The sequence below is a fragment of the Peribacillus sp. 05N428 genome, assembly GCF_056397085.1.
The window spans coordinates 1-13,217 of the sequence record NZ_JBFTMS010000031.1 but is presented as its reverse complement, the minus strand read 5'-3'; the positions used below and the strand labels follow the sequence as shown (position 1 = coordinate 13,217).

Annotated in this window: 13 protein-coding genes; all 13 read left to right on the top strand. The window is 41.6% G+C overall.

What is annotated here, in order from left to right:
* Positions 1-2: 2 nt before the first annotated feature.
* Positions 3-1,397, top strand: a complete 1,395-nt coding sequence (gene tilS / locus AC1DIV_RS22235) for a tRNA lysidine(34) synthetase TilS (RefSeq protein ID WP_477577420.1) — start codon at positions 3-5, stop codon at positions 1,395-1,397.
* 31 nt (positions 1,398-1,428) lie between these two features.
* Positions 1,429-1,968 (top strand): hypoxanthine phosphoribosyltransferase, encoded by a 540-nt coding sequence (gene hpt / locus AC1DIV_RS22230; RefSeq protein ID WP_048690059.1) that lies wholly within the window; start codon positions 1,429-1,431, stop codon positions 1,966-1,968.
* A gap of 117 nt (positions 1,969-2,085) precedes the next feature.
* Positions 2,086-4,146, top strand: coding sequence for an ATP-dependent zinc metalloprotease FtsH (gene ftsH, locus AC1DIV_RS22225; protein WP_081088801.1), 2,061 nt, complete (start codon positions 2,086-2,088; stop codon positions 4,144-4,146).
* A 167-nt stretch (positions 4,147-4,313) separates the two neighbouring features.
* Positions 4,314-5,093 (top strand): type III pantothenate kinase, encoded by a 780-nt coding sequence (locus AC1DIV_RS22220; RefSeq protein ID WP_477577418.1) that lies wholly within the window; start codon positions 4,314-4,316, stop codon positions 5,091-5,093.
* Between the two features lie 26 nt (positions 5,094-5,119).
* Complete coding sequence (hslO, locus tag AC1DIV_RS22215; protein WP_034316295.1) at positions 5,120-6,001, top strand: Hsp33 family molecular chaperone HslO; 882 nt, start codon at positions 5,120-5,122, stop codon at positions 5,999-6,001.
* Positions 6,002-6,019: 18 nt separating this feature from the next.
* The gene (locus AC1DIV_RS22210) at positions 6,020-6,916 is read left to right on the top strand and encodes a peptidyl-prolyl cis-trans isomerase (protein ID WP_048690035.1); all 897 of its coding nucleotides are present in this window, start codon (positions 6,020-6,022) and stop codon (positions 6,914-6,916) included.
* 130 nt (positions 6,917-7,046) lie between these two features.
* Positions 7,047-7,973, top strand: coding sequence for a cysteine synthase A (gene cysK / locus AC1DIV_RS22205; protein ID WP_048690037.1), 927 nt, complete (start codon positions 7,047-7,049; stop codon positions 7,971-7,973).
* Positions 7,974-8,136: 163 nt separating this feature from the next.
* Complete coding sequence (folP, locus tag AC1DIV_RS22200; RefSeq protein WP_034316288.1) at positions 8,137-8,973, top strand: dihydropteroate synthase; 837 nt, start codon at positions 8,137-8,139, stop codon at positions 8,971-8,973.
* 1 nt (position 8,974) lies between these two features.
* Complete coding sequence (gene folB / locus AC1DIV_RS22195; RefSeq protein ID WP_034316287.1) at positions 8,975-9,334, top strand: dihydroneopterin aldolase; 360 nt, start codon at positions 8,975-8,977, stop codon at positions 9,332-9,334.
* A gap of 2 nt (positions 9,335-9,336) precedes the next feature.
* Positions 9,337-9,864, top strand: a complete 528-nt coding sequence (gene folK, locus AC1DIV_RS22190) for a 2-amino-4-hydroxy-6-hydroxymethyldihydropteridine diphosphokinase (protein WP_251543752.1) — start codon at positions 9,337-9,339, stop codon at positions 9,862-9,864.
* The gene (locus AC1DIV_RS22185) at positions 9,816-10,028 is read left to right on the top strand and encodes a helix-turn-helix domain-containing protein (protein WP_034316283.1); all 213 of its coding nucleotides are present in this window, start codon (positions 9,816-9,818) and stop codon (positions 10,026-10,028) included. Before folK ends, AC1DIV_RS22185 begins: the two co-directional genes overlap by 49 nt.
* A gap of 24 nt (positions 10,029-10,052) precedes the next feature.
* A complete protein-coding gene (gene dusB, locus AC1DIV_RS22180) occupies positions 10,053-11,051 on the top strand; it encodes a tRNA dihydrouridine synthase DusB (RefSeq protein ID WP_048690049.1) in 999 nt (332 codons plus the stop codon).
* A 192-nt stretch (positions 11,052-11,243) separates the two neighbouring features.
* The gene (lysS, locus tag AC1DIV_RS22175; RefSeq protein ID WP_161798638.1) at positions 11,244-12,737 is read left to right on the top strand and encodes a lysine--tRNA ligase; all 1,494 of its coding nucleotides are present in this window, start codon (positions 11,244-11,246) and stop codon (positions 12,735-12,737) included.
* Positions 12,738-13,217: the final 480 nt, after the last annotated feature.

Below are 13,217 nucleotides of genomic sequence, written 5' to 3'. Positions count from 1 at the left end.
GTATGTTAAAGGAAAAAGTTCTGAGCACCATTTATAGAAACGAATTGATTAAGGAAAACTCGAAGTTGCTAATAGGCGTTTCCGGAGGACCGGACTCGCTGGTGCTTCTCCATATCCTTAAGGAAATTCAGCCTCTTTTTCATTACGAGATGATCGTAGCAAGTGTTGACCATATGTTTCGTGGTGAAGAATCCTATGGGGATTATAAATATGTCGAGCATATTTGTGAACGGTGGGGCATTACCTTTGAGGGAAAAAGGATCGATGTTCCTGCCCGGATGGAGCAGACGGGGGAAAGTTCACAAATAACGTCAAGAAAGCTGCGTTTTGCTTTCTATGAGGAAGTCATGGATAAGCATCAAGCCTCCACGCTTGTCCTGGGGCATCATGGAGATGATCAAATAGAAACGATGCTCATGCGTTTAACAAGAGGGGCGACAGGCAAGGCAAGAGCGGGTATTCCCATAAAGAGACGTTTTCATACAGGGAATCTGATCAGGCCTTTTCTTGAAATCACGAAAAGCCAAATAATCGAATATGCAGGCCTCCATGATATTGAACCAAGGTTTGATCCGAGCAATGAAACGGGTGTCTATGCAAGAAATCGTTTTAGACATGAAGTTCTTCCGTTTTTAAAGAAAGAAAATAGAAAGGTTCATGAGCATTTTCAACGATTCAGTGAAGAGCTATATGAAGATGAAGAGTTTTTTTTGAACCTGGTTTCAAGCAAAATGTCCGAGGTTTGGATCCAGCAGGATAAAGATCAAGCGGTTATTCAGATTGATAAGGTTCTCGCGATGCCTAAACCTTTACAAAGAAGGGCGATTCAACTAATATTAAACTATCTTTATTTGGAGAGACCTTCATCGCTTTCGGCATTACATATTGACCAACTTTTAGTTTTGTTTTTGAATCCTCAACCATCTGCAGAATTGCATCTTCCGGAGGGCCTTATTGCGGAAAAATCATATCAAACTTGCACGTTTAGATTTTTCCGGCAAAAAAGCCGTGAATATTCCCTGAAATTACAAATTCCCGGTGAGACTATTCTTCCGAATGGATATAAGATTAAAGCGCACTATATAAAAGAAGAAATTCCGGTACTTAGGGGAAATCATTCTTTTATTCTTCCCGAATCAGCTGTTCAGTTTCCGCTTACAGTCCGAACCAGGAATGAAGGCGAACGGATGGCCGTCAAGGGATTAGGTGGAACTAAAAAGTTAAAGGATATTTTTATTAATGAAAAGATCCCGATGCTAGAAAGAAATGTGTGGCCGGTCATCATCGATCAAACGGGTACGGCGATTTGGCTGCCTGGTTTAAAGAAGTCGAATATTGAGCCGGATATAATTTCTGATGAAAAATCTTTAATTTACTTAGAATATAAAAAAGCTTAATTCTTCATGGGGGGCAATAATTACAATGACCATGCAAAACGACATTGAAAAAGTTTTAATAACAGAGGAAGAACTTCAATTGAAAATAAGGGAATTGGGTGCGCAGCTTGAAGCTGATTACCAAGGTAAGTTCCCGTTGGCCATCGGAGTGCTGAAAGGCGCCATGCCATTTATGTCAGATTTACTGAAACGTGTGGATACACATCTTGAAATGGACTTTATGGATGTTTCGAGCTATGGTAACTCCACTGTATCTTCCGGTGAAGTGAAAATCATCAAGGATCTTGATACATCGGTTGAAGGCCGGGATATTTTAATCATCGAAGATATTATCGACAGCGGTTTGACTCTTAGCTATCTTGCGGAACTTTTCCGTTATCGAAAAGCAAAATCAATTAAAATCGTTACTTTATTGGATAAACCAACAGGCAGGAAAGCGGATATCACTCCGGACTATGCCGGGTTCATCGTTCCGGATGCATTTGTTGTCGGATATGGTCTTGATTTTGCGGAAAAGTATCGTAATCTCCCGTATATCGGCATATTGAAGCCTGAAATTTACTCGAATTAATCGTACCTGTTTGAAAGGGAAGACCAGATAAAAACAGCGGTGTTAAATTATTGTAATTCATTAATTTTGTATGATAGTATTTACTATAGTTTGTTTACCCGTGGGAGGAGGTAAGGGATGAATCGGATCTTCCGTAATACCATATTTTATTTACTGATCTTTTTGGTCATCATTGGGATTGTAAGCATTTTTAATAATAACAATGAACCAACGGAGAAAATGACCCAAGATGAATTCTATAAGCATTTGGAGAATGGGGACGTTACTGCACTGACGATGCAGCCCGAAAGCAGTGTATTTGAAATCACAGGAAAGCTCAAAGGTTATGAGGAAAACAAATTCTTTGTGACGTACGTGCCTTTCAGTGAATATTCGCAAAGTCGGATAAATGATGCCGTAACCAAGTTGGATAAGGACATCATCACTGTGGAACCTCCAGAAAAAACAAGTGGCTGGGTGACATTTTTCACTTCCATCATTCCATTTGTAATCATTTTTATCCTCTTCTTCTTTTTACTTAACCAAGCTCAGGGCGGCGGTGGTGGCCGCGTCATGAACTTCGGGAAAAGTAAGGCGAAATTGTATAATGATGATAAGAAAAAAGTTCGCTTCAATGATGTTGCCGGGGCGGACGAAGAAAAGCAGGAACTTGTCGAGGTCGTTGAATTCTTGAAAGATCCTCGCAAATATGCCGAGCTTGGAGCCCGTATTCCTAAAGGGGTACTTTTAGTTGGGCCTCCTGGTACAGGTAAAACTTTACTTGCACGAGCAGTAGCTGGTGAAGCCGGAACTCCTTTCTTCTCAATCAGTGGTTCTGATTTTGTTGAAATGTTTGTGGGTGTCGGTGCATCCCGTGTTCGTGATTTGTTTGAAAATGCTAAAAAGAATGCACCATGTATCATCTTCATCGATGAAATTGATGCAGTCGGTCGTCAACGTGGCGCAGGTCTAGGTGGCGGTCACGATGAACGTGAACAGACATTGAACCAATTACTGGTGGAAATGGATGGTTTCGGTGGTAATGAAGGAATCATAATCATCGCTGCGACTAACCGTGCTGATGTATTGGATCCGGCATTATTGCGTCCGGGACGATTTGACCGTCAAATAACGGTAGGCCGCCCTGATGTTAAGGGCCGTGAAGAAGTGCTGAAAGTGCATGCACGCAATAAACCATTAGCAGAAACAGTCGATTTGAAAGCGATCGCTCAGCGTACTCCAGGATTTTCTGGTGCAGATCTTGAAAACTTACTGAATGAAGCGGCTCTTGTTGCTGCCCGTCAAGATAAGAAGAAGATCGATATGTCCGATTTGGATGAAGCTTCTGATCGAGTTATCGCCGGACCTGCCAAGAAAAACCGTGTCATTTCCAAAAAGGAAAGAAATATCGTAGCGTGGCATGAAGCGGGCCATACCATTATTGGGCTGGTTCTGGATGATGCCGAAGTCGTTCATAAAGTTACGATTGTTCCTCGTGGTCAAGCTGGCGGTTATGCAGTTATGCTGCCGAAAGAAGATCGTTTCTTCATGACGGAACCTGAGCTAAAAGATAAAATCGTAGGACTATTGGGTGGCCGTGTAGCCGAAGAAGTTACATTCGGAGAAGTGAGTACCGGTGCGCATAACGACTTCCAGCGTGCAACGGGCATAGCTCGTAGCATGGTTATGGAATATGGAATGAGTAAGCTCGGACCGCTTCAATTCGGTAATTCTCAAGGTCAGGTCTTCCTAGGCCGCGATTTCAACAATGATCAAAACTATTCAGATGCAATAGCATATGAAATCGATCTTGAAATTCAACGTATCATCAAGGAAGCATACGAAAGATGTAAGAAAATCCTTACTGAAAATCGTGAAAAACTTGATTTGGTTGCAAAAACCCTGCTTGAAGTGGAAACACTTGATGCGGAACAAATCAAAGGTTTATTCCATAATGGTAAATTGCCAGATCGGGATTATACGGCCTTGAATGGGAATTTAACCACTGATGAGAATGTCAAGGTGAACATCAATAAGAAGAAGGAAGAAAAAGAGGCCCTATTGGATCCATTGGATAAGAGAGGACCTGAGGACCTTGAAATAACGGAGGAAGGATTGAATACTCCTCCAATCAAAGAAGGTGCACCTCAAGATCAGCCGCTTTCCTTCCCGAACGAAGACGACAATAAAAAGTCTTAATCGACTAAATTCAAAAGGGTATTTCCGCCTCGGAAATACCCTTTTCTTAACTCTTAAATTAATTATGATAAAGTTCCTGGGATACCTTTTCGAAAAGTGCGACTAATAGCGTGGGAAATAACAGTGTGGTATGATGTTGGAGAATAATTTACCGGAGTGATGAAACGATGATTTTTGTATTGGATGTTGGGAATACGAATACCGTATTAGGCGTATACGATGAAGATATTTTAAAATATCATTGGCGAATTGAGACTAACCGTCATAAGACAGAAGATGAGTATGGAATGATCATAAAGTCTTTGCTGCAGCATGAAAGTCTTACGTTTGATCAATTTGATGGAATCATTATTTCTTCGGTAGTTCCGCCAATTATGTTTGCACTTGAACGCATGTGCAAAAAATACTTTGGAATTAAACCGCTTATAGTTGGACCTGGAATAAAAACTGGATTGAATATTAAATACGAAAATCCCCGTGAGGTGGGAGCGGACCGAATCGTTAATGCTGTTGCTGGCATTCAGGAATATGGAAGCCCTCTCATTATCGTGGATTTTGGTACGGCAACGACATATTGCTACATAAATGAGGATAAACAATACATAGGCGGAGCCATTGCCCCGGGTATAAATATTTCTACTGAGGCGCTTTATTCAAAGGCAGCCAAACTTCCGAGAATAGAAATCAGCCGGCCGGAAGGAATTATTGGGAAAAACACGGTGTCCGCCATGCAGGCTGGTATTTTGTATGGGTATGTTGGGCAGGTAGAAGGAATCGTTAATCGAATTAAAGCGCAAAGTAATCTAGAACCAACGGTAATAGCGACAGGCGGACTGGCTACCTTAATTGCTAACGAGTCTACTGTTATTGACGTAGTGGAGCCATTTTTGACCTTGAAGGGGTTGCAGCTGATTTATAAACGTAATCGTGAGCAAGTGAAGAAGTAACATAAAGCATGAAAGGAGCAATATAAATGAAGGATTATCTAATAAAGGCGTTAGGTTATGAAGGACAGGTTCGTGCATATGCTGTTTCAACAACAGACACCGTAGGAGAAGCTCAGCGACGCCATTATACATGGCCTACTGCTTCGGCTGCCCTTGGACGGGCTATGACGGCAGGCGTTATGATGGGTGGAATGTTAAAAGGTGAAGAAAAGCTGACGATTAAAATCGAGGGCGGTGGTCCAATTGGATCCATCCTGGTCGACAGCAATGCAAAGGGAGAAGTCCGCGGATATGTCACTCATCCGCAAACCCACTTTGATTTGAATGAGCAAGGTAAGCTGGATGTCAGGAAAGCGGTGGGTACCGATGGATTGTTGACTGTTGTGAAAGATATTGGTCTTCGTGATTACTTTTCAGGGCAAGTACCGCTTGTATCGGGAGAACTGGGTGAAGATTTCACTTATTACTTTGTTACTTCCGAACAGGTGCCTTCTTCAGTGGGGGTTGGGGTCCTGGTGAATCCGGATAATTCAATCCTTGCAGCGGGCGGATTTATCATTCAGTTGATGCCGGGTACATCCGATGATACGATTTCCAAAATCGAAAAAAGACTAAGCACGATTACTCCAGTTTCCAAGATGATTCAAAACGGCATGACTCCTGAAGAAATCCTAACCGAAATTTTAGGTGAGGGCAATGTGAATATATTAGAAAAAGTGGATGTCCAGTTCTCCTGTCAATGTTCAAGGGAAAGAATTGCGAATGCATTGATCAGCCTGGGGCAGGCTGAGATTCGGGATATTATTGAGACAGACGGACAAGCGGAGGCGCATTGTCATTTTTGTAATCAGACCTACCAATTCTCTAAGGAACAACTTGAGGAACTGGAAGCGGAAACCAAAAAATAATGTACGGGGGATAAGGGTTTGCCAAAACACAAGCTTCGGGCAATTATTGCTGGCCTTGCCTTGTTGAACCTATTGACTATCATTATCTTTGTCATAAAACCACTAATCATTTCAAAAACCGTCATAGGGGAAGAAACGGCCGCGAAGGTCGGGTCGAAGGATATTTCCCGGGACGCATGGATGAATGAACTCGAAAAAAGATATGGGGAAGATGTACTTGAGGAAATGGTCGATAAAGAGGTAGTGAAACAGGCAGCTGAAAAATACAAAGTGAAAATTTCGGATGAAGAGCTAGATCGGGAACTTAAAATGATGAAAACGATGTATGGGACTGCCGGTCAGAACCTTAATAAAAGTAACGATCAATTGAGGCAGGAAATTCAGTCGAGTCTCCTCCTCGAGAAGCTCCTCACCAAGGACGTTTCGGTTTCCAAAACGGCAATGCGGAATTATTATGATAATAATAAGGATATCTATAGAATCCCTACTGCTTTCCATATTTCCCATATTACCACGTCTACAAAAAAGCAGGCAGACCAAGTCATACGTGAACTGGAGAAAGGTGTCTCCTTTGATGTCTTGGCGATGGAAAAGTCCCTTGATGAATTTACTGCCAATCAAGGGGGCGACATGGGTTATATATCACAGGATAACGAGCAAGTATCCAAGGAATACATTACCGCTGCCGAGAAATTGAAGGTGAAAAAGTGGAGTGATGCAATCCAAACGGAGGATGGCTGGGCCGTTCTCTACCTGCATGAAAGAATAGAGGGCAAGCAATATGAATATGAAGAAGTTAAAGACAAGATTCACCGCCAAATAGCTCTTGAACAGATTCAGGCACCGGTCTCAGGGAAAATTTTCTGGGACGAATTTGATGTAGAATGGTTTTATGGATTGAAGGAAGAAAAGTAGGTCAATGGTTGTGTGAGAAAATTTAGAATATAGTATATAATCATTGACAATGAACTATTAAAACTGGTAACTTTAAAATTATAAAACCAATAAACATACTCGGTATTGAAATGATAAGGGAGTGGAGAAAATGGCACGTATAGCTAATTCTGTAATCGATTTAATTGGACAAACACCTATTGTTAAGTTAAACAAGCTTCAAAATGAAAACAGTGCAGATATTTATTTGAAACTTGAGTATTTTAACCCAGGCAGCAGTGTAAAAGACCGTATCGCCCTTGCGATGATCGAAGCGGCAGAAAAAAATGGTACCCTTAAGCCAGGTGATACGATCATTGAACCTACAAGCGGAAATACTGGAATAGGCCTGGCGATGGTAGCTGCGGCAAAGGGCTATAAATCAATTCTGGTTATGCCGGAGACGATGAGCTTGGAACGCCGTAACTTGCTTCGCGCTTATGGCGCAGAATTAGTTCTTACTCCTGGGCCTGAAGGAATGAAGGGTGCAATCGCAAAGGCGACTGAGCTTTCTAAAGAAAAAGGTTACTTCATTCCACAGCAATTCGAAAACGAAGCCAACCCTGAAGTACATCGGAACACTACAGGCCCTGAAATCGTTGAAGCTTTTGGAGATGAAGGACTGGATGCATTCGTTGCCGGAATCGGTACTGGCGGAACCATTACAGGTGCCGGTGAAGTCCTGCGTCAGAAATTCCCTGACATTAAAATTTACGCTGTTGAACCTGCGGATTCCCCAGTATTATCGGGCGGGACTCCAGGACCTCATAAAATCCAAGGAATCGGAGCAGGCTTCATTCCAAGTATATTGAATACAGATCTCTATGACGAAATCATTCAAGTCAATACAGAGGAATCTTTTGATTATGCACGCCGCGCAGCAAAAGAAGAAGGAATACTTGGCGGAATTTCTTCTGGAGGTGCAATCGCAGCTGCCATTAAAGTGGCTGACAAACTGGGAAAAGGCAAAAAGGTACTTGCCATCATACCAAGTAATGGTGAACGCTACTTAAGTACGCCATTATATAACTTTGAGTAAGACAAGACGCTAAAAATGAGAAGCGAAGTTCCTTAGGGGCTTTGCTTTTCTTTTTGCAGTAATGTCTGTAGAGATGTTCCGAATCTTCATGGAGCTTGCACTATGCCTGTGTAAATGGGTAAACTCGTATATATAGATTTCTTTAAGTGAAGGAGAACGTTGGATGTCATTAGCTGGAGCGTCAAAAATAAAATGCGGTTCATTTGATTTGGATTACAGCAATAAAACCTTAATTATGGGGATTTTGAATGTTACCCCGGACTCCTTTTCGGATGGCGGGAAATATAATCGGATAGATGCTGCTTTGAAGCATGCCGAACGGATGGTCAACGATGGAGCGGATATATTGGATGTAGGCGGAGAGTCCACCCGACCTAATTATGAGAGGATATCGGAGGAAGAGGAGATAGAGAGAGTCGCCCCGATTATAGAGGCCATATCCCGTAATATTGAGGTTCCAATATCGGTCGATACGTATAAATCAAGAGTGGCGGAAGCGGCGGTAAAAGCAGGAGCCCATATATTAAATGACATTTGGGGAGGTAAAGCCGATTCCTTGATGTCGAAGGTTGCTGCGGAATATAAGGTGCCGATCATCTTGATGCATAACAGGGGTAATATGGAATATGGACATTTTGTTCGGGATGTACTTCAAGATTTATTCGAAAGCATCATGTTGGTGAAGGATGCAGGTGTCAAGGATGAAAACATCATACTCGATCCAGGAATTGGCTTTGCGAAAGATTTAAAGTTAAATTTAGAAATGATGAGGAATCTTGATAAGCTGGTATCGTTAGGTTATCCAGTTCTGTTAGCCACATCAAGAAAGTCCATGATTGGACATGTTCTGGACCTGCCGCCTAGTGAGCGAATGGAAGGAACGGCCGCCACAATCTGTCATGGCATTCAACAAGGCTGTCAAATGGTTCGCGTACATGATGTGAAGGAAATGGCACGGACTGCAAAGATGATGGATGCTCTTTTAGGAAAAGGTGAATGATATGGATAAGATATATGTGAATAAAATGGAGTTTTACGGTTATCATGGAGTTTTTCCGGAAGAAACGAAGCTTGGTCAGCGATTTAAAGTGGATTTAATCGTCCAGACTGATTTAGCCAAGGCAGGAAAGAGTGACAACCTTGAAGACTCAATCAACTATGGCGAGTTATATGAAGTGTGTAAAAATGTTGTTGAGGGAGAACCTTTTAAGTTAGTGGAAGCTGTCGCTGAAAAAATCGCCTCTGAACTGCTTAATAAATATTCTTCCATCGAGACATGCACCGTCAAGGTTTATAAACCAGATCCTCCAATAGCAGGTCACTATGATTCGGTTGCTATAGAGATTGTAAGGGGACGCTGATTGTGAGAAATATTGCTTACCTTTCAATAGGGTCGAACTTAGGTGATCGCCTTGAAACATTCAGAAAGGCTTTCCAATTATTGTCTGAAAGCCCGCATATCAAATTGGTGTCATGCTCCTCATTTTATGAAACGGACCCGATAGGATATGAAGACCAGGACTGTTTTTTAAATGCTGTCCTTAAAGTGAAAACCGATTTAGAAGCCGAACAATTACTTCACGCTTGTATGAAAATTGAACAGGATTTAGGGAGAAAAAGGGAAATTAGGTGGGGTCCTCGTACTTTAGACCTTGACATTTTGTTATATAATCATGAAAATATTGAGACAGAGATTCTTTCAGTCCCGCACCCTCGTATGCACGAGAGGGCTTTTGTTATCGTGCCTTTAATGGAAGTGGACCCAGATATATCACTTCCGCAAATGCATGCACCTTTGAGCGACCTGCTTGAACAGATTTCGGATAAAGAAGGAGTTCGATTATGGAAGGTGAAAAATGGGGAAGGCGTATTCGCGCTTTTCGAAAGTTAAAGGGTTATACCCAGGAAGGGTTTGCGAGGGAGATAGGTGTTTCCGTTTCCTTGCTGGGAGAAGTTGAACGAGGGAACCGTAACCCTTCAGAAGCATTTTTACTGGAAGTGGCGGAAATTCTTCATATTTCCATTGAGGAGCTTCAGCCACCTGAGGATAAATGAAAGAATGTTATAGGGGGTCACAAGGTGTTAAGAATAGGCGATATAGAAATGAAGAACCAGGTAGTGCTAGCACCGATGGCGGGAGTCTGTAACTCGGCATTCCGCTTGACTGTCAAGGAATTTGGAGCTGGTCTTGTTTGTGCGGAGATGGTCAGTGACAAGGGAATCGTTCTTAAAAATGCTAGAACGATGAATATGCTTTATATAGATGAAAGAGAAAAGCCGTTAAGTTTGCAAATCTTTGGCGGTGAGAAGAAATCTTTGGTTGAAGCTGCGCAATTTGTAGATAAAAATACAACTGCTGACATCATCGATATCAACATGGGCTGTCCTGTCCCTAAAATCACTAAATGTGATGCGGGTGCCAAGTGGCTTCTCGATCCAAACAAAATTTATGAGATGGTTTCAGCGGTGGTTGATGCTGTTGAAAAGCCGGTAACGGTAAAAATGCGCATAGGCTGGGATGATGAACACGTTTTTGCGATTCAAAATGCTCAGGCTGTTGAACGCGCAGGTGGTAAAGCTGTTTCCATGCATGGCAGAACACGTGTTCAAATGTATGAAGGAAAAGCTAACTGGGACATCATACGTGAAGTGAAGAAATCGATTAATATTCCCCTTATCGGTAACGGTGATGTGGAAACTCCACAGGATGCGGAAAGAATGCTGAAGGAAACGGGTGTTGATGGAGTCATGATCGGCCGTGCAGCTCTAGGTAACCCGTGGATGATTTACCGGACTGTAAAATATCTTGAAACCGGTCAACTGATGGATGAGCCTTCAGTTCGTGAAAAGATGGATGTTTGCGTGCTTCATATGGATCGTCTGATTGCGTTGAAAAATGAAAATGTCGCCGTTCGCGAAATGCGTAAGCATGCTTCTTGGTATTTAAAGGGTGTTAAAGGGAATGCTACGGCTCGCAAAGGAATTAATGATTGTGAAACAAGGGAAGATGTTGTGAAGCTTCTCTATGGACTTGTTGATGAAGTGGAAGCGAAGCAACAAAATATCCAAATGGTCTGAATTTGACATCACCTTCCTATTTTCCTATAATACGCTTATCTTAACTGCCAGTAATCCTGGCAGTTTTTATATGTACATAAACAATGTTTTATGATAAAAAGCTGTTGAATTCCTTAACTTTATGTAAGAATAAATATGTATGCAAAAGAATTTCTGATTAATTATATAAAGCATTTATTAATAAAGATGGAGATGATTTTCGTGAGTCATGAAGAATTGAATGACCAACTGCAGGTAAGGCGCGATAAAATGCAGGCTATGATGGATAATGGACAAGACCCTTTCGGGAGCAGATTCGAGCGCACACATAACACTCAAGAGATAATCAGTGCTTATGGTGAATTAGAAAAGGAAGATCTTGAAGAAAAAGAAATTGAAGTTACGATCGCTGGCCGTGTCATGACGAAGCGAGGAAAAGGGAAAGCGGGATTTGCCCATATCCAGGATATTAGCGGTCAAATCCAAATCTACGTCCGTTTAGATAACATAGGTGAAGATTCTTACCAAATTTTCAATCAAACGGATCTTGGCGACATCGTAGGAGTAACTGGCGTTATTTTCAAAACTAAAGTCGGGGAACTTTCCATTAAAGCTAAAGAATATGTTTTCCTTGCTAAAGCGCTTCGCCCGTTGCCTGATAAATTTCATGGCCTAAAGGATGTTGAAGAGCGTTACCGGAAACGTTATGTCGATTTAATTACAAATGAGGAAAGCAAAAATACGTTGATCATGCGCAGTCGCATTGTACAAGCCATGAGAAGGTATTTGGATGATCATGGGTACCTTGAAGTGGAGACGCCGCTATTGCACTCTGTTGCTGGTGGAGCAGCTGCACGCCCATTCCTTACTCACCATAATGCTTTGGATATGCCTTTGAATTTAAGGATTGCCATTGAACTTCATCTAAAACGCTTGATCGTTGGCGGATTGGAGAAAGTTTATGAAATTGGCCGGGTTTTCAGAAATGAAGGGGTATCCACAAGACACAACCCTGAATTCACATTGATTGAATTATACGAGGCTTATGCGGATTACCAAGATATCATGAGTTTAACGGAAAACCTGATTGCCCATATTGCTCAGGAAGTTCTGGGCACGACTACCATCCAGTATGGGGAGTATGAGATAGAGTTAAAACCGGAATGGAAACGACTTCACATGGTTGACGCTGTAAAAGAATATACCGGTGTGGACTTCTGGAATGAAATGAGTAAAGAAGAAGCCCAGCAGCTTGCTAAAGAAAATGGGATTGAAATTAAGGAATCCATGGAATTTGGCCATATCGTAAATGAATTCTTTGAACAAAAGGTGGAAGATAAGTTAATTCAACCTACATTCATCTATGGACATCCAGTGGAAATCTCTCCTTTAGCAAAGAAAAATCCGGAAGATTCCCGTTTCACAGATCGTTTTGAGTTATTCATTGTAGGTAGGGAGCATGCAAATGCGTTCACTGAACTTAATGACCCGATTGATCAACGTCAACGCTTTGAAGCTCAATTAAAAGAACGAGAGCAAGGTAATGATGAAGCTCATGAAATGGATGAAGATTTCCTGGAGGCGTTAGAGTACGGAATGCCGCCTACTGGCGGACTCGGAATTGGTGTTGACCGTTTGGTTATGCTATTGACCAATTCTCCTTCCATACGTGACGTCCTGCTATTCCCTTTAATGAGACATCGCTAATATAAGTAAAATGAGTTTTGATTGCATGCCGAATTCGGATGGCTGGGATCATTGGGGGCAACCTCTGATCCTGGTAAGTCCAATTCGGTTTTTGTTTTTTAATTATAATTTCATATCTTTTATATAGTACGAATTCTAGGGTTTGAAAGAAAAACAACATTATCTCAAAAAAACTTTATAAAAGGTATTGCACAGTTAACGTAATGGTGTTATATTTATATCTGTCGTTACGAACGAGTTGCAAACAGATTACAAACTTTAAAAAGTTTTTAAAAAAGTTGTTGACTCAGAGTAAAGGAAATGTTATTATAAATAAGCTGTTCCGAAAGACATTGCTCTTTGAAAACTGAACAAAACAAAGCGCCAACGTTAAATTTTAAGTGAGCACACACTATCAAAAAAGCAAATGAGCAAGTCAAACATTTCTTCGGAGAGTTTGATCCTGGCTCAGGACGAACGCTGGCGGCGTGCCTAATACAT

What these genes read in the sequence shown, in the direction of transcription:
- AC1DIV_RS22220 (WP_477577418.1), top strand. Translation starts at nt 4,314, where the DNA reads ATGATTTTTGTATTGGATGTTGGGAATACGAATACCGTATTAGGCGTA.
- lysS (WP_161798638.1), top strand. Translation starts at nt 11,244, where the DNA reads ATGATTTTCGTGAGTCATGAAGAATTGAATGACCAACTGCAGGTAAGG.
- AC1DIV_RS22185 (WP_034316283.1), top strand. Translation starts at nt 9,816, where the DNA reads ATGGAAGGTGAAAAATGGGGAAGGCGTATTCGCGCTTTTCGAAAGTTA.
- cysK (WP_048690037.1), top strand. Translation starts at nt 7,047, where the DNA reads ATGGCACGTATAGCTAATTCTGTAATCGATTTAATTGGACAAACACCT.
- ftsH (WP_081088801.1), top strand. Translation starts at nt 2,086, where the DNA reads ATGAATCGGATCTTCCGTAATACCATATTTTATTTACTGATCTTTTTG.
- folP (WP_034316288.1), top strand. Translation starts at nt 8,137, where the DNA reads ATGTCATTAGCTGGAGCGTCAAAAATAAAATGCGGTTCATTTGATTTG.
- tilS (WP_477577420.1), top strand. Translation starts at nt 3, where the DNA reads ATGTTAAAGGAAAAAGTTCTGAGCACCATTTATAGAAACGAATTGATT.
- hpt (WP_048690059.1), top strand. Translation starts at nt 1,429, where the DNA reads ATGCAAAACGACATTGAAAAAGTTTTAATAACAGAGGAAGAACTTCAA.
- hslO (WP_034316295.1), top strand. Translation starts at nt 5,120, where the DNA reads ATGAAGGATTATCTAATAAAGGCGTTAGGTTATGAAGGACAGGTTCGT.
- folB (WP_034316287.1), top strand. Translation starts at nt 8,975, where the DNA reads ATGGATAAGATATATGTGAATAAAATGGAGTTTTACGGTTATCATGGA.